The following is a 23,794-nucleotide window of genomic DNA, read 5'->3' as shown; positions in this document are numbered from 1 at the left end:
CGGCACTGATCCACCCGCACCAGCCGCCCAAGCACGCGAAGGGCCCCGAACCGAAACGGTTCGGGGCCCTTCGTCACGTACGAGCAAGCCCTACGGCAGCTGCGCCGCCCGAGCCTCCCGCCGGTTGTCCCGGAAGTTGTTCACCCGCCGAGCGGTGGCGAACAGCGGGATCACCGCACCGAGCACCAGCTGCAGCGCACAGCCCGTCTGCAGCAGCAGCTGACCGCCGGGGGCGTCGAAGGCCCACGCGGCGAGCAGACCCATGCTGAGCACGATCCACGACAGCATCGCGACCGCGAGGCGCCCCCGCGGCTTCGGGTACTCGACCCGCGAGACCATCAGCCACGCCGTACCGGCCACCGCGAGCAGCGTCGCGATGAAGGGCAGCTCGAGCAGCACGATCGAGACCACGGTCAGCGCACCGAACGGCGAGGGCATGCCCTGGAAGGTGCCGTCCTTCACGGTGACGCACGAGAATCTCGCAAGCCGCAGCACCACCGCCAGCAGCACCACGATCGCCCCGACCGCGGCCACCTTCTGGTGGGCACCGTCGGTCACCATGCCGTACACGAGCACGAAGTACGCCGGCGCGAGCCCGAAGCTGATCAGGTCCGAGAGGTTGTCCAGCTCGGCGCCCATCGGCGAGGAGCGCAGCTTGCGCGCGACGAGGCCGTCGAACAGGTCGAAGACCGCGGCGCACAGCATCAGGATCACGGCCGTGGCCGCGCTGTGCCGCGCCATGCCCACCTCTTCACTGCCCGTGAAGTGGGGGATGAGGATGCCGGTGGTGGTGAAGTACACCGCCATGAACCCGCAGGTCGCGTTCCCGAGGGTCAGGGTGTCCGCTATTGAGAGGCGGAGCGACAGAGGCATTTCCTCCTCGTCGTCCTCCTCCGCCTCGGGAACCCAGCCGGCCTGTGTGTCAGGATCAACCACGGTCAATGCGAGTCACCCCAGCCACGGTCTTCTGCCCGACCTCGACGTCCACCTCGATGCCCTCGGGCAGGTAGATGTCGACGCGCGAGCCGAAGCGGATCAGACCGATGCGCTCGCCCTGCTCGACCTTGGTGCCCTGGGGCACGTAAGGAACGATGCGGCGGGCGACCGCTCCCGCGATCTGGACCATTTCGATGTCGCCGAGCTCGGTGTCGAAGTGCCAGACAACGCGCTCGTTGTTCTCGCTCTCCTTGTTGAACGCCGGGACGAACCCACCGGGGATGTGCTCGACCGACGTCACCGTGCCCGCGAGGGGCGCACGGTTGACGTGCACGTTCAGCGGGCTCATGAAGATGGCGACGCGGGTGCGCCCGTCCTTCCACGGCATGATGCTCTGCACCACGCCGTCGGCCGGGGAGATGACCCGGCCCTGGGCGATCTCGCGCTCGGGGTCGCGGAAGAACCACAGCATGCCCGCCGCCAGGGCGGTGGCGGGCACGGCGACGGCCTTCGCGGCGCCGGAGCGGCGCGCACGGGCGAGGCTGAGAGCTGCGGTGGCGACGGTCGGCAGAAGCCACGGCGACGCTCCGCGAGCAAGGCGTACGCCACGGCGGCTGTCGCTTGGTGCAGAGTTCTGGCTGTGGGGCATGGATGACCTTCGTAGCGGATGATGCCGCGCTGTGACGGGGGACGGCGGCTTTCCCGGGATGGTAGCGGTTGCGCACCGCAACTGGGCAAGCCAGGAAGCCGAGTCGGAGTCCGAAGAGTGCTCACAGGGTGTGATCTTCGTCCTTGACTTATCGCCCCATTCCGGACGTTCAGCCCTGAACTCGATATTCCTCGAGCAGCCTCCGACCAATGATCATTTTCTGGATCTCGGCGGTACCTTCACCGATCAGCAGCATCGGGGCCTCGCGGTAGAGACGCTCGATCTCGTACTCCTTGGAGAATCCGTAGCCGCCATGGATACGGAACGCGTCCTCCACGACCTCCTTGCAGTACTCGGAGGCGAGGTACTTCGCCATCCCTGCTTCGAGGTCGTTTCGCTCCCCGCTGTCCTTTTTGCGTGCTGCATTCACCATCATCGCATGGGCCGCCTCCACCTTGGTCGCCATTTCGGCCAGCTTGAACTGGATGGCCTGGTGCTGGGCGATGGGCTTGCCGAAGGTGTGGCGCTGCTGCGCGTACGAGACGCCGAGCTCGAAGGCACGCTGAGCGACACCGCAGCCACGCGCTGCGACGTTCACGCGCCCGACCTCGACCCCGTCCATCATTTGGTAAAAACCTCGGCCGGTCTCGCCGCCCAGGACGCGATTGGCCGGAATTCGCAGGTCCTGCATGATGAGTTCGGTGGTGTCGACCCCCTTGTAACCCATCTTGTCGATCTTGCCGGGAATGGTCAGACCCGGTCGGACCTCGCCGAATCCCGGCTCCTTCTCGATCAGGAAGGTGGTCATCGACTTGTGGGCGGCGGTGCCCTCGGGGTGTCCTTCGTCACTTCGTACGAGAACGGCGACCAAAGTTGACGTTCCGCCGTTGGTCAGCCACATCTTCTGGCCGTTCAGGACGTATTCGTCGCCCTCCTTGACCGCCTTCGATGTGATCGCCGACACATCGGAGCCGAGCCCGGGCTCCGACATCGAGAACGCGCCCCGCACCTCGCCGGCCGCCATCCGCGGCAGGAAGTAGTCCTTCTGCTCCTGCGTGCCGTGCTGCTTGAGCATGTACGCCACGATGAAGTGCGTGTTGATGATCCCGGACACGGACATCCAGCCGCGCGCGATCTCCTCCACGCAGAGCGCGTACGTGAGCAGCGACTCGCCCAGGCCCCCGTACTCCTCGGGGATCATCAGGCCGAACAGGCCCAACTCCTTGAGCCCGTCGACGATGTCCTGCGGGTACTCGTCGCGGTGCTCGAGCTCGGTGGCGACCGGAATGATCTCTTTGTCCACGAAGTCCCGTACGGTGGACAGGATTTCCTGCTGTATCTCGGTGAGACCGTGGGTCTGGGCGAGGCGGCTCATGGCTAGTTCTTCTCCTGCAGCTCCGGGCGGCCCGGCTGCTCGCCGCCGCGCTCCTTGATGTACGTCTCGGTGGGGACCATGACCTTGCGGCGGAAGACGCAGACGAGGGTGCCGTCCTGCTTGTAGCCCTTCGTCTCCACGTAGACGATCCCGCGGTCGTTCTTGGACTTCGACGGGGTCTTGTCGAGGACGGTCGTCTCGCCGTAGATCGTGTCGCCGTGGAAGGTCGGCGCCACGTGGCGCAGGGACTCGATCTCCAGGTTGGCGATGGCCTTTCCGGACACGTCCGGGACGCTCATGCCGAGGAGCAGCGAGTAGATGTAGTTGCCCACGACGACGTTCTTGCCGAAGTCGGTCGTCTTCTCCGCATAGTTCGTGTCCATGTGGAGGGGGTGGTGGTTCATGGTGAGCAGACAGAAGAGGTGGTCGTCGTACTCGGTGACCGTCTTGCCGGGCCAGTGCTTGTAGACGGCGCCGATCTCGAACTCTTCGTAGGTGCGGCCGAACTGCATGGTGTCTTACGCCTCCGGGGCCTCGAACTTCGACGTGCGCTGCATGCCGGCCGCACGTCCCTTGCCGGAGATGACAAGCGCCATCTTCCGGCTGGCCTCGTCGATCATCTCGTCGCCGAGCATCGCCGAGCCCTTCTTGCCGCCCGCCTCGGACGTGTAGTACTCGTACGCGTCCAGGATCAGCTCGGCGTGGTCGAAGTCCTCCTGCGAGGGCGAGAAGATCTCGTTCGAGGCCTCGACCTGGCCCGGGTGCAGCACCCACTTGCCGTCGAAGCCGAGAGCGGCGGCGCGCTGGGCGACCGCGCGGTAGCCCTCCACGTTGCGGATCTGGAGGTAGGGGCCGTCGATCGCCTGGAGGTCGTTGGCGCGGGCCGCCATCAGGATCTTCATCAGGATGTAGTGGTACGCGTCCGCGTCGTAGCCGGGCGGCTGCTCGCCCACGACCAGGGACTTCATGTTGATCGAGGCCATGAAGTCGGCCGGGCCGAAGATGATCGTCTCCAGGCGCGGGGAGGCCTCGGCGATCGCGTTGACGTTGTTGAGGCCCTTCGCGTTCTCGATCTGCGCCTCGATGCCGATCTTCCCGACTTCGAAGCCCATGGTCTTCTCGATCTGCGTGAGCAGCAGGTCCAGGGACACGACCTGCTCGGCCGTCTGGACCTTCGGCAGCATGATGCAGTCGAGGTTCTGGCCCGCGCCCTCGACGACGGTCACGACGTCGCGGTACGTCCACTCGGTGGTCCAGTCGTTGACCCGCACCACGCGCGTCTTGCCGGTCCAGTCGCCCTCGTTGAGGAACTTCACGATGGTGTGCCGCGCCTCGGGCTTGGCCAGCGGCGCACAGGCGTCCTCCAGGTCCAGGAAGACCTGGTCGGCGGGGAGGCCCTGGGCCTTCTCCAGGAAGCGGGGGTTGCTTCCCGGCACCGCGAGGCAGGAGCGACGCGGGCGAAGCCGGTTCACGGGGCTGGTCATGCGGGGACCTCCAGAGGGTCGAGCTGGTTCGCTTGCCGGATCTCGTCGACGATACGGCCGATGATCTCCGTGATACCGAAGTCCTTCGGGGTGAAGACGGCGGCCACTCCGGCCGCCTTCAACTGCGCGGCGTCGGCGCTCGGAATGATGCCTCCGACGATGACGGGCAGGTCGGCCGCCCCCGCCTCGCGGAGCCGGGCGAGCACATCCGGCACCAGCTCGGCGTGCGAGCCCGACAGGATCGACAGACCGACGCAGTGCACGTCCTCGGCGAGCGCGGCCGAGACGATCTGCTCGGGCGTGAGTCGGATGCCCTGGTAGACCACCTCGAAGCCGGCGTCACGGGCCCGTACGGCGATCTGCTCGGCGCCGTTGGAGTGCCCGTCGAGGCCCGGCTTGCCGACCAGGAGCCGCAGCTTGCCGCCGAGCTCCTCGCCGGAGCGGCGCACCTTCTCGCGGACGAGGGCGAGAGGGGAGCCCTCCTCCGCGGTGACCGCGACCGGGGCGGAGGAGACGCCCGTGGGGGCACGGAATTCGCCGAACACCTCGCGCAGCGCCCCCGCCCACTCGCCGGTGGTGACCCCGGCGCGCACGCACTCCAGCGTGGCCTCCATGAGGTTCTCCGTGCCCGCCGCGGCCTCCTTGAGGCGTTCGATCGCCTGCCGGGTGGTCGGGTAGTGGAACGGGTCGCCCAGGCCCTGGCGGTCGCTGGACTCCTCACGGGTGGTGCGCCACTCGCCGATCGCCCGCACGACCTTCGCCTCGACGGCGTGGTCCACGGTCATGATCGCGGTGTCCAGGTCGGCGGTGAGCGGGTTGGGCTCGGTGGTCTCGTAGATGTTGACCCCGACGATCTTCTCCTCGCCGGCCTCGATCCGGGCCCGCCGCTCGGCGTGCGAGGCGACCAGCTGCGACTTGAGGTAGCCGGACTCGACGGCCGCCATCGCGCCGCCCATCTCCTGGATCCGGTCGATCTCCGCGAGGGACTCCGCGACCAGCTCGTCGACCTTCTTCTCGACGACGTGCGAGCCCGCGAAGATGTCCTCGTATTCGAGCAGGTCGCTCTCGTGCGCGAGGACCTGCTGGATACGGAGCGACCACTGCTGGTCCCACGGCCGCGGCAGTCCCAACGCCTCGTTCCAGGCCGGGAGTTGTACGGCGCGGGCGCGGGCGTCCTTGGAGAGCGTGACGGCCAGCATCTCCAGGACGATCCGCTGGACGTTGTTCTCCGGCTGGGCTTCCGTGAGGCCCAGGGAGTTGACCTGGACCCCGTAACGGAAGCGCCGCTGCTTGGCGTTCTCGATGCCGTACCGCTCGCGCGTGATCTGGTCCCAGATCCGCCCGAACGCCCGCATCTTGCACATCTCCTCGATGAAGCGGACTCCCGCGTTCACAAAGAAGGAGATGCGGGCGACGACATCCCCGAACTTCTCCTCGGGGACCTGCCCTGCGTCGCGTACGGCATCGAGAACGGCGATGGCGGTGGACATCGCGTACGCGATCTCCTGGACCGGTGTGGCCCCCGCCTCCTGGAGGTGGTAGCTGCAGATGTTGATCGGGTTCCACTTGGGAATGTGGGACACCGTGTAGGCGATCATGTCGGTCGTCAGGCGGAGCGAGGGTCCCGGCGGGAAGACGTGCGTGCCCCGCGACAGGTACTCCTTGACGATGTCGTTCTGCGTCGTGCCCTGCAACTGGGCGATGTCCGCGCCCTGTTCCTCGGCGACCACCTGGTAGAGGGCCAGGAGCCACATGGCCGTGGCGTTGATGGTCATCGAGGTGTTCATGTGCTCCAGCGGGATGTCCTGGAACAGCCGGCGCATGTCGCCGAGGTGCGAGACCGGGACGCCCACCCGGCCGACCTCGCCGCGGGCCAGGATGTGGTCCGGGTCGTAGCCGGTCTGGGTCGGCAGGTCGAAGGCGACCGACAGACCCGTCTGGCCCTTGGCGAGGTTGCGGCGGTACAGGGCGTTGGAGGCCTCGGCCGTGGAGTGGCCCGCGTACGTCCGCATCAGCCACGGACGGTCCTTCTGCCGCGGCCGCTGCGTGGGCTCCCGCGGTGTCTGGGGTTCCTGAGGGGGAGTCATCAGACGTTCCGGAAGCGGTTGATGGCGTCGATGTGCTTGGCGCGCATCTCCTCGTTCCGCACGCCGAGGCCCTCCTCGGGCGCGAGCGCGAGCACGCCGACCTTGCCCTGGTGCAGGTTGCGGTGCACGTCGTACGCGGCCTGCCCGGTCTCCTCCAGGGAGTACGTCTTGGAGAGCGTCGGGTGGATCTTGCCCTTGGCGATCAGGCGGTTGGCCTCCCACGCCTCGCGGTAGTTGGCGAAGTGCGAGCCGATGATGCGCTTCAGGGACATCCACAGGTAGCGGTTGTCGTACTCGTGCATGTAGCCCGAGGTGGAGGCGCAGGTGGTGATGGTGCCGCCCTTGCGCGTGACGTACACGGAGGCGCCGAAGGTCTCGCGGCCCGGGTGCTCGAAGACGATGTCGATGTCCTCGCCGCCGGTGAGCTCGCGGATCCGCTTGCCGAACCGCTTCCACTCCCGCGGGTCCTGGGTCTGCTCGTCCTTCCAGAACTTGTAGCCCTCGGCGTTGCGGTCGATGATCGCCTCGGCGCCCATCTTCCGGCAGATCTCCGCCTTCTGGTCGCTGGAGACCACGCAGATCGGGTTGGCGCCGCCGGCCAGTGCGAACTGCGTGGCGTACGAGCCGAGTCCGCCGCTCGCGCCCCAGATCAGCACGTTGTCGCCCTGCTTCATGCCGGCGCCGTTGCGCGAGACGAGCTGGCGGTACGCGGTGGAGTTGACCAGACCGGGAGCGGCGGCCTCCTCCCAGCTCAGGTGGTCCGGCTTCGGCATCAGCTGGTTGGACTTGACGAGCGCGATCTCGGCGAGGCCGCCGAAGTTGGTCTCGAAGCCCCAGATGCGCTGCTCGGGGTCGAGCATGGTGTCGTTGTGGCCGTCGCTGGACTCCAGCTCCACGGAGAGGCAGTGCGCGACGACCTCGTCGCCCGGCTTCCAGGCGTTGACGCCGGGGCCGGTGCGCAGGACGACGCCCGCGAGGTCGGAGCCGATGACGTGGTACGGCAGGTCGTGCCGCTTCGCCAGCTCGTTGGTGCGGCCGTAGCGCTCCAGGAAGTTGAAGGTGGAGAGCGGCTCGAAGATCGACGTCCACACGGAGTTGTAGTTCACGGAGCTGGCCATGACGGCCACCAGGGCCTCGCCCGGGCCGAGTTCGGGCACCGCGACCTCGTCGAGGTGCAGCGACTTGCGCGGGTCCTTCTCGCGGGTCTCGAGACCGGCGAACATGTCGGCCTCGTCCTTGTGCACGGTGATCGCGCGGTAGGACTCGGGGATGCGCAGCGCGGCGAAGTCGGCGGGGGTGGAGTCCGGCGACTGGATCGCGTCCAGGATTTCCTTCACGGTGTTGCCTCCGGCGAAAGCGGTACGTCGGGGTGAGGGTGCGTTGAGGAACTGCTGGGGTGGTGCCGTCGGTTCGGCGGAGACTGCCAAGTGCGGTGGTATGGCGGCGCGTTGTGTGCGCAGGAGGTGCCTGTGACGCAGGCGTCCGGGCGCTCAGGAGCCTTGCGGAGCCCTGAGGGGACAGCCGGCGCACGAGGGTTCTCTGCGCGCCGGCCGCCCGGACTGATTTCAAGTTATGGCACGGCGTGCCAAGCGGCAAGACACCGAGTGCCAACATTTTCTCTCAGGTGTCACCAGGTGGATTCAGATGAGCGATGATCGATCAAATTCGACGAGCAAACACCCTCTGACCTGCGGAAATGCAAGAACGGCCACCCCTTTTCAGGGGCGGCCGTCCGGTGAATGTGGCGTACGTTACTTGCGAGTATTCGGGGCCTTGCGGGTCAGGCCTGCGGGCGCAGCGCTCGCTCGATGGTGCGCATGACCTCGTCCAGCGGGGCGTCCGTGCGCGCCACCGTCACCAGGACCTCGCCCTCGGTCCGTGCGGAGGCCACGGGCGCCGAGGTCGAGGGGGCCCGGCCCGCGAGGATGCCCGTGCCGAACGTGCGGCGGACGATCGCGAAGGCGTGGTCGAGCTGGCCCTCCAGGTCGCCCTGGCCGCCGGCGCGCAGCCAGCGCCGCAGGACATGGTTGTGCGCGGTCACGACCGCGGAAGCCGCCACCTCGGCGAGCAGCGGGTCGTCGTCGCCGTCGTGGTGGGCCTGCTCGTCGAAGTGGCCGAGCAGATAGCGCGTGAACAGCCGCTCGTAGCGGGCCACCGAGGCGATCTCGCGCTCGCGCAGCGTGGGCACCTCGCGGGTGAGCCGGTAGCGCTCCACGGAGACGGCCGGCGAGGCCGCGTACATCTTCATGACTTCCTTGATGCCGCGGCACACCGTGTCGAGCGGGTTCTCGTGCGGGGGAGCCGCATTGAGCACCGCTTCCGCGCGGATCAGGGTGTCGTCGTGGTCGGGGAAGATCGCCTCTTCCTTGGAGCGGAAGTGGCGGAAGAAGGTGCGGCGCGCGACTCCGGCGCGCGCCGCGATCTCGTCGACGGTCGTGGCCTCGTACCCCTTGGCCGCGAACAGCTCCATCGCCGCGGCCGCCAGCTCCCTGCGCATTTTCAGCCGTTGGGCGGCGGCGCGACTGCCCGCGGCACTTTCCGGTGCGTCGGACGCGGAGGTGGTTCTGGGCGTGTTGGCGGCATTGGGCATGGACCGAACGTACTGCATGGCCTCGGGGTGCTGCGCCGCGGAGGGAGGGCCGGCCGCCGGATCGAGCAGCCCTCCCCAGTCCTGTGCGGTCTCAGCGCCTGGCATATTCGCGGAAGCCGCGACCGGTCTTGCGGCCGAGGCAGCCCGCGGCCACGAGGTGCTCCAGGAGCGGCGCCGGAGCCAGACCCGGGTCGCGGAACTCGCGGTGCAGGACCTGCTCGATCGCCAGCGAGACGTCGAGGCCGACCACGTCGAGCAGCTCGAAGGGCCCCATCGGGTAGCCGCCGCCGAGCTTCATCGCGGCGTCGATGTCGTCGAGGCTCGCGTAGTGCTCCTGGACCATCTTGATCGCGTTGTTGAGGTACGGGAACAGCAGCGCGTTCACGATGAAGCCGGCGCGGTCCCCGCAGTCCACCGGGTGCTTGCGGATCTTCGCGCAGACCTCGCGCACCGTGGCGTGCACGTCGTCCGCGGTGAGGACCGTGCGCACCACCTCGACCAGCTTCATGGCCGGGGCCGGGTTGAAGAAGTGCATGCCGATCACGTCCTGCGGGCGCGAGGTGGCGCGGGCGCAGGCGACGACGGGCAGCGAGGAGGTGGTGGTGGCGAGCACCGCGCCCGGCTTGCAGACCTTGTCGAGCGTGGCGAACAGCTGCTGCTTGATCTCCAGGTCCTCGGCGACTGCCTCGACCGCGAGGTCGACCTCGGCGAAGGAGTCGTACGAGCCCGCGGGCGTGATCCGGGCGAGGGTCTCGTCCCGCGCCTCGGCGGTCATCCGGCCCTTGTCGACGGAGCGCGAAAGCGACTTGGCGATACGGGACTTGGCGGTCTCCGCCTTCTCCTGGCTGCGGGCGGCGAGCACCACGGCGTACCCGGCCTTGGCGAACACTTCGGCGATCCCGGAGGCCATCGTCCCCGAGCCCGCCACGCCCACGCTGCGCACCTCGCGGCCCGCGGCGAGCTGCGCGTCCTCCAGCGGGGTCAGCGCGTCGCGCACGACCTCGGTGCTGCCCGGGGCGGCGTACGTGTAGAAGCCGCGGCCCGCCTTGCGGCCGGTCAGACCGGCCTCGCTGAGCTGCTTGAGGATGGGGGCCGGTGCGTGCAGCCGGTCGTGGGACTCGGAGTACATCGCGTCGAGGACGGTGCGCGCGGTGTCGATGCCGATCAGGTCGAGCAGCGCGAGCGGGCCCATCGGCAGACCGCAGCCGAGCTTCATCGCGGCGTCGATGTCCTCGCGGCTGGCGTACTTCGCCTCGTACATCGCGGCCGCCTGGTTGAGGTAGCCGAAGAGCAGCCCGTCCGCGACGAACCCGGGGCGGTCGCCGACCGACACCGGCTCCTTGCCGAGGTCGTGGGCGAGCGAGATGACCGCGTCCACCGCCTTCGGGTCGGTCAGGACGGAGGAGACCACCTCGACCAGCTTCATCGCGGGGGCCGGGTTGAAGAAGTGCAGGCCGAGCACCCGCTCGGGCCGGCTGGACTCGGCGGCCAGGCGGGTCACCGACAGCGCGTTGGTGCCGGTGGCGAGGATGGTGTCCGGGCGCACGACCGCGTCCAGTTCGCGGAAGAGCCGGCTCTTCTGCTCGTACGACTCGGGGATCACCTCGATGACCAGGTCGGCCTCGGCCGCGGCGGCCAGCTCGGTGAACGTCCGGAAGCGGGCCAGGAGTCCGGCCCGCTGCTCCTGCGTCAGCCGCTCGCGCTGCACGGCGCGTGCGGTGGAGGACTCGAGGGCGGAGACGGCCTGCACGGCCTGGGCCTCGCTGATGTCGATGCCGATGACCTCGCGGCCGGCGCGGGCGAGCACCTCGGCGATGCCGGTGCCCATCGTGCCCAGGCCGATGACGGCGATGGTGCGCAGATTCTGTTCGGGACGGTCGGGACGGTCCATCGAGGACTCCAGGGAGGGAGAGTGACGACTGAGGAGGGGCGCACGCACGGTCGCCGACAGGCCTACGGCGTACGGGAGTTGTGTCGTGTGTCCGGCCGGCCGCGCGAAGGCGGGGCCGGTGAGATCAGGTCCGCGCGAAACGGGGGCCGGTGAAGTCCGGTCCGCGCGCTGCGGCGCGACCGGTGAAGTCCGTTCCGTGCGCACAACACGGAGCCGGTGATCCGGCCCGCGCGCCGAGGCGCAGGGCCGGTGAATTCCGACGGGCCCTGTCCCGGGGCCGCGTCGCGAACGATGTACCGAACCGACAAGCTCTCGCCGGCTGCGTCACCAGGCCGACGGGAGTATCTCTACGGGGTGTGCCCCGCTCGTCTGAGCTTAACCGGCGGGTAACGAGCGCGCCAGCCCCCGGAGTTTGTGGTCTGCCTCACGGCGCCGGGGTCTCGCGGGCGCGCGGAAGTCCCCTCGCTAGGGTGGCCGTCATGGACGAAGCGTGGCGATCAGTGACAGAGCGTTTACGGCGCGAGGCGGGTGAGGAGGGCGCGGTCACCTTCGAACGGCTGCGCGCGAGCAAGGATCCGGACGCCCTCGCCCGCGTGCTCACCGAGCCCCAACGCCCCCTGTGGGCCCGTGAATTCGCCGCGCTCCGGCTGGGCCGGGAGGGCGACGGGCGCGCCTTCGAGCCCCTGGTGCTGCTGCTCAACCACCGTGACCCCGAGCGCTGTTCGGCCGCCGCCCACGCGCTCGCACGCCTCGGCGACCCCCGCACGGCCCGCGCCGCCGCGGCCCTCGCCACCAACGAACTCCGCGTCGCCTACGCACTCCACCCGGTGCGGCTGCTCACCGAGCTGCGGGCGCCCGAGTCGGCACCCGCCCTCATCACGGTCCTCGAACGCCGCCTCGCCTCACCCACCGACCCGTACTGGCGTGTGGCGCTGGCCTGCGTCGAAGGCCTGGGCGCGCTCGCCGACTCGCGCGCGGTCCCGGCCCTCACGGCGGCCCGCGCCCATCCACGGCTCGCCGCGGCGGCCACGGCATCCCTGGCGCGGATGACCACGCCCTGATCCGGCCACTGTCGCACCGCACGCCGTGACGGCGGGCCGTGTCCGCTGCTGTACTGGCCCTGTCCGTACGGGACTTGGGGGAGCGATGAAGTCTCTGCTGCGGCGGCTGATCCGGCTCACCGTCACCAACCCGCTGTCCTTGGGCTACCTCGGCCTGATCGCCGCGTGCGCCCTGGCCGGCGCGGTCTACGAAGGGACCGTCGCGGATGCCGAGGGCTTCGTCCCCGGCTACTGGGCGGCCCTGCTCCCGCTGCTGCCGACGCTGCTCCTCTACGTTCCCCTGGAGGACGTCGTGTACGGAGGGCCCGCCCCCACGGGCTGGCTCTTCCACACCACCGCCGTCCTCAGCTTCCTGCTGCAGTCGGCGGCGATGGGCCGGCTGTGGTCGACCAGGGAACCGGCCGAGGATCAGCCGAGCCGTCGGACGTAGCGAACGATCAGCCGAGCCGCCGGACGTAGCGAACGATCAGCCGAGCTGTCGGACGTAGCGCACCTCGGGCACCGGCACCCCGTCCACGTCGTACGTGGCGGAGGTCCCGTCGGTGCGGAAGCCGGCCCGCTCGTAGAAGCGGCGGGCGCGCTCGTTGCCCGTGAGTACCCACAGGCAGACCGCGGGCGCGCCTGCGGTGCGGCAGCGGTCGAGGGTCGCGTCCATGAGGGCGCGTCCGGCACCGGTGGCGAGCTCCGCCGGCCGTACGTAGATCGCATACACCTGGTACGCGCCCTCCGGCTGATCGTCGTCGCGCGTCGGTCCGAACCCGCAGAAGCCGACGATCCGGCCCGCGCGCTCGGCCACCAACGCCCGCACCCCGGGCGGCCTTTTCGCCCAGAACTCCCGCCGTGCGGCCGCGTCCTCCTCGATGTCCAGCGCGTCCAGATGCGCCTGCGGCATCAGGCCCCGGTACGCGAACTGCCAGCCGCGCACCCGGATCTCGGAGACCGCGTCGATGTCCTCGGCCGTCATCTCGCGTACGTGGGCGTCCACGTGCGCACCTCCCGGGGGCGGCTCGGACCCCTTCACGTGAGCCGCCCGCCGCGGAGCACGGCCAGCGCCTCGATCTCCATCAGGAAATCCGGCGCCACCAGGCCCGCGACCTGCACGGCCGTCGAGGCCGGCAGCCGCTCGGGGTCGATGTACGCGGCGCGGGCGTCCCGGATCGCCGGCATGTACGCCGTGTCCGTCACGAAGTAGGTGAGTTTCACGACGTCGTCGAAGCCGGCGCCCGCGGCCGCCAGGCAGCGCTTCAGGTTCTCGAAGACCTGCCGTGCCTGCGCCGCGGGATCACCGGGACCGACGAGTGCGCCGTCCTCGTCGAGTGCCACCTGACCGGACACGGCGACGAACGTGCCCGTGCCCAGGACGACATGGGTGTACGCGGTGGCCGGGTGGACGCCCTCGGGCGCAGGGATGCGGGTGAGCTCGCTCATGGGGCCCATCCTCTCCCGCACCACGCGGAGTTGTCTGTGGCGGGCCTGCGCCTGACCGTGCGCTGCGCCTGGCCGAGGGTGTGCCCGGCCCGCCCCGGAATGTGCGCCGGGGCGGGCCGGACACCGACGGTTCACGCGGAACCGGGCCTCAGGAGCGGAAGCCCATCAGGCCGTGCAGTGCCGCCCCGCCCCCGGAGGACGAAGCCGCCGCTGCGGTCTCCGGCTCGGGCTCCGGCAGCGCGGCGCACGTGGCATCGACCTCACCGGAACCCCGTGGCACCTTGCCCGAAGCGAGGTAGTCCGCCAGGTACGTGTCCAGGCACGCGTTGCCGCTCAGCGTGATGCCGTGGTTGCCGCCGCCCTCCTCGACCACCAGGCTCGACCCGTGCAGCTTGCGGTGGACGACGAGTCCGCCGCCGTACGGGGTCGCCGCGTCGTCCGTGGCCTGGAAGAGCAGCACCGGCGGCAGCTTGGAGTTGGAGACGTCCGGCGGGTTCAGCGGCTTGGTCGGCCAGAACGCGCACGGCGCGTTGTACCACGCGTTGTTCCACGTCATGAACGGTGCCTTGTCGTGCGCCTTCCACATGTCGTGCCGCCACTGTCCCCAGTCACGCGGCCACCAGGCGTCCCGGCACTGCACCGCGGCGTACACGGAGTACCCGTTGTCGCCCGCGGCGTCCACCGCGGCGAAGTTCTCGTACGCCTCGATCAGCGGGGCGTCGTCCTTCTCGTTCACGAAGGCCGCGAACGCCTCGGCGAGGTAGGGCCAGTAGCCGTTGTAGTACCCGCCGGGGATGAAGGTGTCCTCGAGCTCGCTCGCGCCCACCTTGCCGCCGGCCGGCTTCTTCGCGAGCGCGGCGCGCATCGCGTACCACTTGGCCTCGATCTTCGCCGGGTCCTTGCCCAGCTTGTACGTGGCGTCGTGCTTGGCCACCCACGCCGCGAAGGCCTTGTGGCGGGCGTCGAAGGCGTGGTCCTGGTCGATGTTGTCCCGGTACCAGACGCCCGTCGGGTCGACGATCGAGTCCAGGACCGCGCGGCGTACGCGGTCCGGATAGAGCTTCGCGTAGACGGCGCCGAGGTAGGTGCCGTACGAGTAGCCGAAGTAGTTGATCTTCTTGGCGCCGAGCGCCTTGCGGATCGCGTCCATGTCGCGCACGGCGCTGACCGTGTCGATGTGATCGAGGAGCGAGCCGTACTTCTTGCCGCAGGCGTCGGCGAAGGCCTTGGCCCGCTTGAGGTTGGCCTGCTCGATGCTCTTGGTCACCGGCACCGTGTCGGGCCTGACCGGATCGAAGTGGCCCGGCCGGCAGTTGAGCACCGGTTCACTTTTGCCCACGCCGCGCGGATCGAAGCCGATCACGTCGTACGTCGAAGCGACCTTCTTCGGCAGCGAACCCGCCACGAACCCGGCGAGCGTGAGCCCGCTGCCGCCCGGGCCTCCGGGATTGACGAGGAGCGGTCCCTGGTACGACTTCGCGTCCGAGGTGTGCGGCACCCGCGAGAGCGCGAGGGTGATCTTCCTGCCGTGCGGCTTCGCATGGTCGAGCGGAACCTTGAGCGAGGCGCACTGGAGCGTCGGATAGTTCTCGGTGGAGCAGTCCTTCCACTTGAGCGTGGTGCTGCGCGCCGCCGGGGCCCGCTCGGCGCCCGGGGTGCCCGCGGCCGACGGGACCGCGCTCAGCAGTCCCCCCACCAAGGCGGCGACACCGGCCAACGCGACTGTGCGAGTTCTCATCTGACCTCCCGGTACGGAGGATCCGGACCGCCTCCCGCGGCCCGGGGCCGGGCTGCGCGTGCCGCAACCCACGCCGATCGTCCCGGAATCGGCCTCCGGAAGGACAAATTCTGAAGAGAGTTGACCGTTTCGAGGGGAAACAGTCAGAGGAGGGTGAGCTGAGTCGGTTCCTGGCTTAGTGCTTGACGGGGCACGTGGGGGAGCGGTGCCGGCCCGGAACGCGTGCCTTCCCTGCGGGCCGGTTCTGCGGCGGGACGCTCGATCCGCCGGGCCGCGCCGCGCGAGGAGGGCCCGATCCCGAACTCGGTGGCCAGTTCGTGCACATGGCGGGTGATCCGCCGCTGGTACCACTTCGGCGCGTACGCCCCCTCCGCGTACAACCGCTCGTAACGCCGTACGAGGTGGGGGTGGTGGCGGCCCAGCCAGGCCATGAACCACTCGCGGGCGCCGGGGCGCAGATGCAGCACGAGCGGGGTCACCGAGGTGGCGCCCGAGGCGGCGATCGCCCGCACGGTCGAGCGCAGCTGCGCGGGGGAGTCGCCGAGGAACGGGATCACCGGGGCCATCAGGACCCCGCACCCGATCCCGTGCTCGGTGAGGGTGCGCACGACGTCGAGGCGGCGCTCGGGCGCGGGTGTGCCCGGCTCGACCGTGCGCCACAGCGTCTGGTCCGTGAAGCCCACCGAGACGGAGATGCCCACCTCGGTCACCTCGGCGGCCTGCTTGAGGAGTTCCAGGTCCCGCAGGATCAGCGTGCCCTTGGTCAGGATCGAGAAGGGGTTCGCGTAGTCGCGCAGGGCGGAGATGATGCCGGGCATCAGGCGGTAGCGGCCCTCGGCCCGCTGGTAGCAGTCGACGTTCGTGCCCATCGCGATGTGCTCGCCCTGCCAGCGGCGGTCGGCCAGCTTGCGGCGCAGCAGCTCCGGCGCGTTCACCTTCACCACGATCTGCGAGTCGAAGCCGAGCCCCGTGTCGAGGTCGAGGTAGCTGTGCGTCTTGCGGGCGAAGCAGTACACGCAGGCGTGGGTGCAGCCGCGATAGGGGTTCACGGTCCACTCGAAGGGCATCCGCGAGGCCCCGGGGACGCGGTTCACGATCGACTTCGCCCGGATCTCGTGGAAGGTCATCCCCGCGAACTCCGGAGTGTCGAACGTCCTGGTCGTCACGGCGTCCGCACCGAACAGGGCGGCGTCCCGCGGTCGTTCGTGGGTCAGGTTGTCCCAGCGCATGGAGCCTCCTCGGTTGCACTGCCGCACAGAATAGAACATGTGTTCCCTTGATCGTGCGACTCCGGTCCGGAGACCCGGTGAAGGGCAGGTCATGCGGCGTGTCGCGGCGGGGCGGCCCCGGGCGGACCGGACGCTGACCCCATGACTCGAACCACTCGCCTGTGGAGCTGCGCGCTGGCCGCCGCACTGCTGCTCCCCGTGGCCGCCTATGCGGCCCCCGCGGCCGCGGCCGGCCCCGGACCCGCCCACCACGAGACCCGCCCGCACCGGAGCGTCGTCGGCACCTGGATCTCCCCGCGCGGGGGCGCGGACCGCGCGTACGAGCGCCGCATCACGTTCGAACGCGACGGCCGCTTCGCGATGCAGGAGCGGGTGGCGCCCTGCCCGCCCCGCGTGCAGTGCGTCTGGTCCGGGATCGTCGACATCGACGGGACGTACCGCATCGAAAGGGGGGAAGTGGTGCTGACCTACGCCGTCGTCGGCAGTCACGGCATCGCCGAACTGCCCGCCACCCTGGAGCAGGCGGGTCCGTATCTGGTGCAGAAGCTGGAGGGTTACGGTCGCGCCGTCTATGTCAAGACCGGCTGACGGTGTCAAGGCGGACCGGCCGTTCTCTCCACCCGCGTGACGGAGGGCCTGTGCGTCGCGACACAATGGGGCCCGCCGGGCGAATCGCCCGGCGAGCCCCGTAACGCAGCAGTGGAGGAAAGACCATGGCCCAGGTCGAAGCCGTGACCGAGCGGATCATCGCGGCGGAGCCGGACGATGTCTTCGACGCCCTCGCCGACTACAGCGGCACGCGTGCGAAGCTGCTGCCCGAGCACTTCAGCGAGTACGAGGTGCGTGAGGGCGGCGACGGCAAGGGCACCCTCGTGCACTGGAAGCTCCAGGCCACCAGCAAGCGCATCCGCGACTGCCTGCTCGAAGTCGACGAGCCCACCGACGGGCAGCTGGTCGAGAAGGACCGCAACTCCTCGATGGTCACCACCTGGACCGTCACCCCGGCAGGCGAGGGCAAGGCGCGCGTGGTCGTGCAGACCGTCTGGAACGGCGCGGGCGGCATCGGCGGCTTCTTCGAGAAGACCTTCGCGCCCAAGGGGCTCGGCCGGATCTACGACGCCGTGCTCGCCAAGCTGGCCGCCGAGATGGAGAAGCCGGCGGCCTGAGCCTGGGCCTCGGGTTCCGGCGCCGACGGTCGCCGTACGTACCCGGACACCGGTCTCCCGTGGCGAAGTGCGCCACACGAAAGGGTAGTTGCCCTGGTCACCGTTTCGAGTGGTTCTCGCCCGCTGAGGGTTTTCTGCCGTAACTCGTCGCGCTTATCGCAGTTGTCGCGTATTGCGGGAATTGAGCGAAAAGCGCGACGAGGGGAGCGGGTACGTGGGCGGGACCACTCTGGTGAAGGAAGCGCCGGCCGAGGCGGCGCCCCCGCAGGACCCCGGACCGCCGCCCGCGCAGGCCGTCGAACTCAGCCCGCGCCAGGTGAAGTTGGTCTTCATCGGCCTCATGCTGGCCCTGCTGCTCGCCGCGCTCGAGCAGATGATCGTCGCCACCGCCCTGCCGAAGATCGTCGGTGATCTTCAAGGGCTCGACCGGATGCCCTGGGCGATTACCGCGTACCTGCTGACCTCGACGATCGGGCTGCCGATCTACGGCAAGCTCGGGGACCTGTGGGGGCGCAAGGGCGTCTTCCAGTTCGCGATCGTCGTGTTCGTGATCGGCTCCGCCCTCGCGGGCTGGTCGCGTTCCATGAACGAGCTGATCGCCTTCCGCGCGATCCAAGGCATCGGCGCGGGCGGCCTGTTCATCGGTGTGCAGGCGATCATCGCCGACATCGTGCCGCCGCGTGAGCGCGGCCGCTACATGGGCCTGATCGGCGCCGCCTTCGGGCTCGCCTCGGTCGCGGGACCGCTGCTCGGCGGCTTCTTCACCGACCACGCCTCGTGGCGCTGGTGCTTCTACTTCAACGTCCCGTTCGGCCTGATCACCCTCGCCGTCGTCGCGGTGGTGCTCAAGCTGCCGAAGCCGAAGGTCAGGCCGCGGCTCGACGTGCTCGGCTCGGTGCTGCTCGCCGCGGCCTCCACCTGCCTGGTGCTGCTGACCAGTTGGGGCGGCACCGAGTACGAGTGGGGCGACCGCGTCATCATCGGGCTCGCCGCCGGCGCCGTGGTCTCCACGGCCCTGTTCCTCGTCGCCGAGAAGTACGCGGCCGAACCGCTCATCCCGCTGCACCTGTTCCGCGACGCCACCTTCAACCTCACCGGTGTCGTCGGTGCCGTGATCGGCGTCGGGCTCTTCGGCGCGGCCAGCTATCTGCCGACCTTCCTTCAGATGGTCGACGGCGCCACCGCCACCGAGTCCGGCCTCCTGATGCTGCCGATGATGGGCGGCATCGTCTTCGCCTCGATCATCTCCGGACAGCTGATCAGCAAGACCGGTCACTACAAGGTGTATCCGATCGTCGGCGGCCTCGTCTCCGCGGTCGGCATGTGGCTGCTCTCGCTGCTCGAGACGGACACCTCGCGGCTCGCGTACAGCATCTGGATGGCCGTACTCGGCGTCGGCATCGGCCTGATCATGCCGGTGCTCATCCTCGCCGTGCAGAACGCGGTGCCGCCCGCCGACCTCGGCACCGCCACCAGCGCCAACAACTACTTCCGGCAGATCGGCGGCAGCGTCGGCGCGGCCGTCTTCGGCACGCTCTTCGCCAGCCGCCTCACCGACGCGCTCGCCGACCGGCTCCCCGCCGGAGCCGACCTGCCGGACGCGGAATCGATCACCCCGCAGCTCGTCCACGCCATGGAGCCCGCACTCAAGGACGGCTACATCCAGGCGTACGCGGACGCCATGCCGCGGATCTTCCTCTACCTCGTGCCGGTGCTGCTGCTCGGCTTCGTCCTCGCCCTGTTCCTGAAGGAGAAACCGCTGGTGTCCCACAACGCCCCCGCCGCCGAGCCCGCCGCCCAGATCCCGCCGGCCCGTACGGCGTACGCGGCCGGGGTCCCCGTCTGCGGAACCGTGCAGCACTCCGACGGCAGCAGCGTCCCGCGCGCCGCCCTCACCCTGATCGACGTCTCCGGGCAGCAGATCGGCCGCGGCGCGAGCGGCGAGGACGGGCGCTATGCCCTGTCGACGCCCGGCGCCGGCTCGTACGTCCTGATCGCGGCCGCCGGCGGGCATCAGCCGCAGGCCGTCTCCGTCACGGTCGGCGAACGGCCCGTGGAACTCGACGTGGTGCTCGGCGGCGCGGGCCGCCTGGCCGGGGTGGTCGTCACCGCCGAGGGCACGCCCGTGCGCGACGCCGCCGTCACCCTCACCGACGTGCGCGGCGAGGTGGTGGCCAGCACCCGCAGCGGCCGCGAAGGCGGCTATGTGATCAACGAGTTGGTGGCGGGGGAGTACACCCTGGCCGCCAGCGCCCCCGCCTTCCGCCCGGCCGCGCTGCCGGTCAGCGTGCAGGCCTCGCGCGAGACCCGGCAGGACATCGAGCTCGCCGGCGGGGCGGTGCTTCGCGGCACTGTGCGGGCGAGCGGCGGACGCCCGGTCGAGGACGCGCGGGTGACCCTGCTCGACGCGGCCGGCAACGTGGTCGACACGCTCACCACGGGCCCCGACGGCACCTTCCGTTTCGTCGACCTGTCCTCCGGCGAGTACACGGTGATCGCCGCGGGCTATCCGCCGGTGGCCACGGTCCTCCAGGTCGCGGGCGGCGGACGCACCGAGCGCGATCTCCAACTGAGCCACGAGGACTGAGAGTTGGGCTGACGCGGGGCAGGGGGCGCGCGTGCGCCCCTATTTCCCCGTTGCCGCACATCGCGAGGTGCCGCCGCCGTACCGTGGTTGATGTCGGCATGGACCTTTGGCGCGCCCACGCGCCACGGGAAGGGAGGGGAGCCCACACGATGGACCGGTCCAGGGATCCCCTGCAGGGACCCCGCGAGCTCACGGGCCACGGCGACGGACTGGGGCCGGACGCGCTGCGCGCGGTCACCGGCCGCATCCCGCTGGCCGTGGTCGTCGTGGACGGCGCGGGCTTCGTCTCGCACTGGAGCACCGGCGCACGCCGGCTGTTCGGCCCCACCCGCGAGGAGGCGGTGGGCCGCCCCGCCGTCGACCTGCTGCCCGTCTCCGGCGCGCTCCCCGAGGACCCGGCGCCGATGAGCGCGTACGAGGACTACGAGGCGTACCGCGAATTCGGCCAGGACCTGGAGGCCTCGCTCGGCGGCCGCACCTCCTACCCGGCCGCGGGCCGCGCCCGCCTCGGCGACCCCGGGCCCGACCGGATCGACGTCCTGTGGTGGGCGTATCCCCTGGTGGGCCCCGGGCCCGAGCGGCTGCTCGTGCTCGCCGCCGACGCCGCGGGCCTCGACCAGGACGAGGACGGCACCCCGGTGGAGCGGATCGCCCCCGGGTTCGCCCTGCACACCGAGTTCGACGGCAGCGAGGAGCTGGCCCGCCGGCTGCCCGAGATCCTGCCGAGCATGAGCGTCGGCGAGAGCTCCCGGATCGTCTCGCAGGTGCTCGAACTGGGCTATCCGGTCCTGGAGTTCAGCCAGAGCGACCGCGTTCCCGTGACCCCCGACTGGGGTGTGCCCCGGCGCGAGGAGCGCCGTGCGCGCCGGCGCGCCGCGCAGGAGTCCGCGATCCCCCCGCCGCGACAGGCGCAGGCCGCGGTCGAGGAGGACCTCGAATACGCCGCCGTGCGCGAGCACTTGGAGTTCCTCAACGAGGTCTCCGGGCGCATCGGCACCTCCCTCGATCTGGCGCAGACGATCATCGAGGTGAGCCGCGCGGTCGTGCCGCGGTTCACGGACGTGGCGGGTACGTATCTGCGCGAGCAGGTCGTGGCCGGTGAGGGCTTCCCCGACGGACCGCCGGACGCCACCACCCTGTGGCACCGGGTCGCGGTCGAGCACACCGACGAGCCGGGGCGCTGGGACGACGTGGTGCCGGTGGGCGAGTCCATGCCCTTCCCCGTGCACACCCCGTTCTTCCAGTGCATGACCACCGGGCAGCCGGTGCTCGTGCCGCGGATCAGCGAGGAGATGGGCACCAAGATCGCGGCCCAGTTCGAGAAGCGGGACATCCGGCCGCTGATCAACAACCGCTCGATGCTGGTCGTCCCGCTCAAGGCGCGCAACGTGGTGCTCGGCTTCATGATCCTGCTGCGCCACCCGGAGCGGGCCGTCTTCAACGACATGGACCGCGTCACCGGCGCCGAACTCGCCGCGCGTGCGGGGCTCGTGCTGGACAACGCGCGCATGTACACGTACCAGGAGAGCGTCGCCGAGACCCTCCAGGACTCGATGCTGCCGCACATCGCCCCGCGCATGGCCGGCTGCGACATCGCCACCCGCTACCTGCCGGGCACGCTGCTCGGGCGGGTCGGCGGCGACTGGTTCGACTCGGTCAAGCTGCCCGGCTCGCGTACCGCGCTCGTCGTCGGCGACGTGATGGGACACGGGCTCAACTCGGCGGCGATGATGGGCCAGTTGAGGACCGCCGTGCAGACCATGGCGGCGCTCGACCTGCCGCCCGCACAGCTTCTGCGCAACCTCGACGACCTCGCGCAGCGCCTCGGCGACCAGTACCTCGCCACCTGCCTGTACGCGGTGTACGACCCCATCGCAGGCGAGCTCCAGATCGCCAACGCCGGACACATCCCGCCCGTGGTCGTACGGGCCGAGGACGGGCGCAGCGAGCTGCTCGATCTGCCCACGGGAGCGCCGATCGGCGTCGGAGGCGTGCCCTTCGAGACCGTGCGGGTGCCCGTGGAGCCCGGGGACCGGCTCGTGATGTGCACCGACGGTCTCGTCGAGATGCGCGGCGAGGACATCGGCGTCGGGCTCGCCACCCTCTGCGAGTCGGCCGCCCACCCCGCCGCGTCCATGGACGACGCCTGCGACACCATCATCCGCGCCCTCAACACGCGCGGCGGCCGCAAGGACGACGTGGCGCTCCTGATGGCGCGGCTCAACGGGGTGCGGCCGGAGGACGTGGCGCACTGGCAGCTCGCCCTCGACCCGCGCGAGGCGGCCCGTGCCCGACGTCTGGTGCGCGAGCAGCTGACCGCCTGGGGCCTCCAATCCGTCAGCGACAGCGCCGAGTTGCTCGTGGACGAACTGGTCTCCAACGCACTCCGGCACGCGCACGGCCGCCACATCGGCCTGCGGCTGGTGCGCACCGACGTGCTGCTGTGCGAGGTCGAGGACGACGACCACACCCTGCCGACGCTGCGCAGCGCCGGGCCCGCCGACGAGGCGGGACGGGGGCTGAACGTGGTCGAGCGTCTCGCGCGCGAATGGGGCGCGAGCCGGACCGCCGCCGGCAAGTCCGTATGGTGCGAACTGGGGTTGCCCCGGCGGCGTTGAGCCGGAGTGGCCCCGGGACTGCCGAGGCCGGCTGTTCTGAAGCTGCCGGATGACGTCCGCTCCAGGTGGGGCAGGGGGCGCGCACAGGCGCACATGGGGCGTGCGACGCCCGGATGATCGGTGAAGGAATGCGCCGGTGGCTTGTCCGCATGCCCTTGCCGACGGTAGACCGATCTCTACATGCGACAACCTGGGGAGAGTCGGTCATGAGCGTGACGAGCCGGTACAAAGAGGCGTGGGAGGGCTTCTGGCGCGCGGCGCCGGAGGAGCAGGGCGCCGTCTTCTGGGATGCGGAGCCCGCGCTCACCGCGGGCCTCCATCTCGCCCTGGCGGAACCGTACTTGGCGGCCACCGGCCTGCCCCTGGTCGACCTGGGGTGCGGCAACGGGACACAGACGCGCTTCCTCGCCGACCGCTTCCCGCACGTCGTGGGCGCCGACCTGTCGCAGGCGGCGATCGACCACGCCGAGCACGCCGACCGGGCCGCGCCCGAAACCGTCGGCCGGGCCGAGTACCGGCAGCTCGACGCTGTCGACAAGGCGGCCGTCCAGGCCCTGCACGACGAACTCGGCGACGCGCACGTGTACATGCGCGGCGTGCTGCACCAGTGCGAACCCGCGGACCGCGGTCCCCTCGCCGAGTCGATCGCGACGCTGCTCGGCGAGCGCGGCCGCGCGTTCCTCGTCGAGCTCTCCGAGCAGGCCGGGCCGATCCTGATGGGTCTCGCCCAGCATCCCGCGGGGCCGCCGCCCAAGTTGCTTCCGGTGTTCCAGCACGGGATCGCGCCGGCCGAGGTCTCCGACGCTGCCGTCCCCGAGCTCTTCACAGCGGCCGGCCTGGCCGTGCTCGAGAGCGGCGAAATGCCCCTGATCACCACGGACTTCACCCCGGACGGGAAGCGCATCGAACTGCCGTCGAAGTGGCTGGTGGTGGGGCGGACGTAGGGGGGAGCGCG

20 protein-coding genes are annotated in these 23,794 nt (G+C 70.2%); 7 read left to right on the top strand and 13 right to left on the bottom strand.

Going from position 1 to position 23,794, the window contains the following annotated elements; genetic code table 11:
- Positions 1 to 90 precede the first annotated feature (90 nt).
- The 9 genes from pssA to BLT97_RS04575 form a co-directional block, all read right to left on the bottom strand.
- Positions 91 to 873: a CDP-diacylglycerol--serine O-phosphatidyltransferase gene (gene pssA / locus BLT97_RS04615; RefSeq protein ID WP_093607321.1), complete on the bottom strand. Its 783-nt coding sequence runs from the start codon at positions 871 to 873 to the stop codon at positions 91 to 93.
- 55 nt (positions 874 to 928) lie between these two features.
- Positions 929 to 1,585 carry a phosphatidylserine decarboxylase gene (locus BLT97_RS04610; RefSeq protein WP_093607320.1) on the bottom strand — a complete coding sequence of 219 codons (657 nt, stop codon included), beginning with the start codon at positions 1,583 to 1,585 and terminating at the stop codon, positions 929 to 931.
- Between the two features lie 169 nt (positions 1,586 to 1,754).
- Positions 1,755 to 2,960, bottom strand: coding sequence for an acyl-CoA dehydrogenase family protein (locus tag BLT97_RS04605; RefSeq protein ID WP_093607319.1), 1,206 nt, complete (start codon positions 2,958 to 2,960; stop codon positions 1,755 to 1,757).
- Positions 2,961 to 2,962: 2 nt separating this feature from the next.
- Positions 2,963 to 3,472: a MaoC family dehydratase gene (locus BLT97_RS04600; RefSeq protein ID WP_093607318.1), complete on the bottom strand. Its 510-nt coding sequence runs from the start codon at positions 3,470 to 3,472 to the stop codon at positions 2,963 to 2,965.
- Positions 3,473 to 3,478: 6 nt separating this feature from the next.
- Positions 3,479 to 4,444: an HpcH/HpaI aldolase/citrate lyase family protein gene (locus BLT97_RS04595; RefSeq protein WP_093607317.1), complete on the bottom strand. Its 966-nt coding sequence runs from the start codon at positions 4,442 to 4,444 to the stop codon at positions 3,479 to 3,481.
- A complete protein-coding gene (locus BLT97_RS04590) occupies positions 4,441 to 6,456 on the bottom strand; it encodes a protein meaA (RefSeq protein ID WP_245769178.1) in 2,016 nt (671 codons plus the stop codon). Before BLT97_RS04590 ends, BLT97_RS04595 begins: the two co-directional genes overlap by 4 nt.
- A 74-nt stretch (positions 6,457 to 6,530) precedes the next feature.
- Entirely contained in the window at positions 6,531 to 7,868 is a 1,338-nt protein-coding gene (ccrA, locus tag BLT97_RS04585) for a crotonyl-CoA carboxylase/reductase (RefSeq protein ID WP_093607315.1), read from the bottom strand.
- 443 nt (positions 7,869 to 8,311) lie between these two features.
- On the bottom strand, positions 8,312 to 9,121 hold the full coding sequence (locus BLT97_RS04580) for a TetR family transcriptional regulator (protein WP_218137282.1): 810 nt from the start codon (positions 9,119 to 9,121) through the stop codon (positions 8,312 to 8,314).
- A 91-nt stretch (positions 9,122 to 9,212) separates the two neighbouring features.
- A complete protein-coding gene (locus BLT97_RS04575) occupies positions 9,213 to 11,012 on the bottom strand; it encodes a 3-hydroxyacyl-CoA dehydrogenase family protein (protein WP_093607314.1) in 1,800 nt (599 codons plus the stop codon).
- A 479-nt stretch (positions 11,013 to 11,491) separates the two neighbouring features.
- Between BLT97_RS04575 and BLT97_RS04570 the strand changes: the two genes are divergently transcribed.
- Together BLT97_RS04570 and BLT97_RS04565 are read left to right on the top strand one after the other, a co-directional pair.
- On the top strand, positions 11,492 to 12,073 hold the full coding sequence (locus BLT97_RS04570; protein ID WP_093607766.1) for a HEAT repeat domain-containing protein: 582 nt from the start codon (positions 11,492 to 11,494) through the stop codon (positions 12,071 to 12,073).
- An 85-nt stretch (positions 12,074 to 12,158) separates the two neighbouring features.
- Positions 12,159 to 12,503: an SCO4225 family membrane protein gene (locus BLT97_RS04565; protein ID WP_093607313.1), complete on the top strand. Its 345-nt coding sequence runs from the start codon at positions 12,159 to 12,161 to the stop codon at positions 12,501 to 12,503.
- Positions 12,504 to 12,539: 36 nt separating this feature from the next.
- Here BLT97_RS04565 and BLT97_RS04560 read toward each other — a convergent pair whose 3' ends face one another.
- The 4 genes from BLT97_RS04560 to BLT97_RS04545 form a co-directional block, all read right to left on the bottom strand.
- Positions 12,540 to 13,058 carry a GNAT family N-acetyltransferase gene (locus tag BLT97_RS04560; protein ID WP_342742691.1) on the bottom strand — a complete coding sequence of 173 codons (519 nt, stop codon included), beginning with the start codon at positions 13,056 to 13,058 and terminating at the stop codon, positions 12,540 to 12,542.
- 32 nt (positions 13,059 to 13,090) lie between these two features.
- Positions 13,091 to 13,501 carry a RidA family protein gene (locus tag BLT97_RS04555; protein WP_093607312.1) on the bottom strand — a complete coding sequence of 137 codons (411 nt, stop codon included), beginning with the start codon at positions 13,499 to 13,501 and terminating at the stop codon, positions 13,091 to 13,093.
- Between the two features lie 148 nt (positions 13,502 to 13,649).
- The gene (locus BLT97_RS04550; protein WP_093607311.1) at positions 13,650 to 15,239 is read right to left on the bottom strand and encodes an alpha/beta hydrolase; all 1,590 of its coding nucleotides are present in this window, start codon (positions 15,237 to 15,239) and stop codon (positions 13,650 to 13,652) included.
- 143 nt (positions 15,240 to 15,382) lie between these two features.
- Complete coding sequence (locus tag BLT97_RS04545; RefSeq protein WP_245769125.1) at positions 15,383 to 16,468, bottom strand: Rv2578c family radical SAM protein; 1,086 nt, start codon at positions 16,466 to 16,468, stop codon at positions 15,383 to 15,385.
- Positions 16,469 to 16,609: 141 nt separating this feature from the next.
- Here BLT97_RS04545 and BLT97_RS04540 point away from each other — a divergent pair, with 141 nt between their 5' ends.
- The 5 genes from BLT97_RS04540 (at position 16,610) to BLT97_RS04520 (ending at position 23,783) form a co-directional block, all read left to right on the top strand.
- Positions 16,610 to 17,056 carry a hypothetical protein gene (locus BLT97_RS04540; RefSeq protein WP_143041305.1) on the top strand — a complete coding sequence of 149 codons (447 nt, stop codon included), beginning with the start codon at positions 16,610 to 16,612 and terminating at the stop codon, positions 17,054 to 17,056.
- A gap of 125 nt (positions 17,057 to 17,181) precedes the next feature.
- Complete coding sequence (locus tag BLT97_RS04535) at positions 17,182 to 17,634, top strand: SRPBCC family protein (RefSeq protein WP_093607309.1); 453 nt, start codon at positions 17,182 to 17,184, stop codon at positions 17,632 to 17,634.
- Between the two features lie 214 nt (positions 17,635 to 17,848).
- A complete protein-coding gene (locus BLT97_RS04530) occupies positions 17,849 to 20,221 on the top strand; it encodes an MFS transporter (RefSeq protein WP_093607308.1) in 2,373 nt (790 codons plus the stop codon).
- Positions 20,222 to 20,370: 149 nt separating this feature from the next.
- A complete protein-coding gene (locus BLT97_RS04525; protein WP_176953638.1) occupies positions 20,371 to 22,839 on the top strand; it encodes a SpoIIE family protein phosphatase in 2,469 nt (822 codons plus the stop codon).
- A gap of 206 nt (positions 22,840 to 23,045) precedes the next feature.
- Positions 23,046 to 23,783 (top strand): class I SAM-dependent methyltransferase, encoded by a 738-nt coding sequence (locus BLT97_RS04520; RefSeq protein WP_093607306.1) that lies wholly within the window; start codon positions 23,046 to 23,048, stop codon positions 23,781 to 23,783.
- The last annotated feature ends 11 nt before the right edge of the window (positions 23,784 to 23,794 follow it).

The sequence above is a fragment of the Streptomyces indicus genome (assembly GCF_900100315.1).
Lineage (GTDB): Bacteria > Actinomycetota > Actinomycetes > Streptomycetales > Streptomycetaceae > Streptomyces > Streptomyces indicus.
Note: the sequence above shows the minus strand (reverse complement) of the source record. Positions and strands in the feature narration are given on the sequence as shown.

Bases quoted from the DNA above. Each gene is read 5' to 3' on its own strand.
- BLT97_RS04520 (WP_093607306.1), top strand. From the start codon at position 23,046: ATGAGCGTGACGAGCCGGTACAAAGAGGCGTGGGAGGGCTTCTGGCGC.
- BLT97_RS04575 (WP_093607314.1), bottom strand. From the start codon at position 11,012: ATGGACCGTCCCGACCGTCCCGAACAGAATCTGCGCACCATCGCCGTC.
- BLT97_RS04570 (WP_093607766.1), top strand. From the start codon at position 11,492: ATGGACGAAGCGTGGCGATCAGTGACAGAGCGTTTACGGCGCGAGGCG.
- BLT97_RS04580 (WP_218137282.1), bottom strand. From the start codon at position 9,121: ATGCCCAATGCCGCCAACACGCCCAGAACCACCTCCGCGTCCGACGCA.
- BLT97_RS04595 (WP_093607317.1), bottom strand. From the start codon at position 4,444: ATGACCAGCCCCGTGAACCGGCTTCGCCCGCGTCGCTCCTGCCTCGCG.
- BLT97_RS04590 (WP_245769178.1), bottom strand. From the start codon at position 6,456: ATGCGGACGTACGCGGGCCACTCCACGGCCGAGGCCTCCAACGCCCTG.
- BLT97_RS04550 (WP_093607311.1), bottom strand. From the start codon at position 15,239: ATGAGAACTCGCACAGTCGCGTTGGCCGGTGTCGCCGCCTTGGTGGGG.
- BLT97_RS04610 (WP_093607320.1), bottom strand. From the start codon at position 1,585: ATGCCCCACAGCCAGAACTCTGCACCAAGCGACAGCCGCCGTGGCGTA.
- BLT97_RS04545 (WP_245769125.1), bottom strand. From the start codon at position 16,468: ATGCGCTGGGACAACCTGACCCACGAACGACCGCGGGACGCCGCCCTG.
- BLT97_RS04600 (WP_093607318.1), bottom strand. From the start codon at position 3,472: ATGCAGTTCGGCCGCACCTACGAAGAGTTCGAGATCGGCGCCGTCTAC.
- BLT97_RS04525 (WP_176953638.1), top strand. From the start codon at position 20,371: ATGGACCGGTCCAGGGATCCCCTGCAGGGACCCCGCGAGCTCACGGGC.
- BLT97_RS04555 (WP_093607312.1), bottom strand. From the start codon at position 13,501: ATGAGCGAGCTCACCCGCATCCCTGCGCCCGAGGGCGTCCACCCGGCC.
- pssA (WP_093607321.1), bottom strand. From the start codon at position 873: ATGCCTCTGTCGCTCCGCCTCTCAATAGCGGACACCCTGACCCTCGGG.
- BLT97_RS04540 (WP_143041305.1), top strand. From the start codon at position 16,610: ATGACTCGAACCACTCGCCTGTGGAGCTGCGCGCTGGCCGCCGCACTG.
- BLT97_RS04605 (WP_093607319.1), bottom strand. From the start codon at position 2,960: ATGAGCCGCCTCGCCCAGACCCACGGTCTCACCGAGATACAGCAGGAA.
- BLT97_RS04535 (WP_093607309.1), top strand. From the start codon at position 17,182: ATGGCCCAGGTCGAAGCCGTGACCGAGCGGATCATCGCGGCGGAGCCG.
- BLT97_RS04565 (WP_093607313.1), top strand. From the start codon at position 12,159: ATGAAGTCTCTGCTGCGGCGGCTGATCCGGCTCACCGTCACCAACCCG.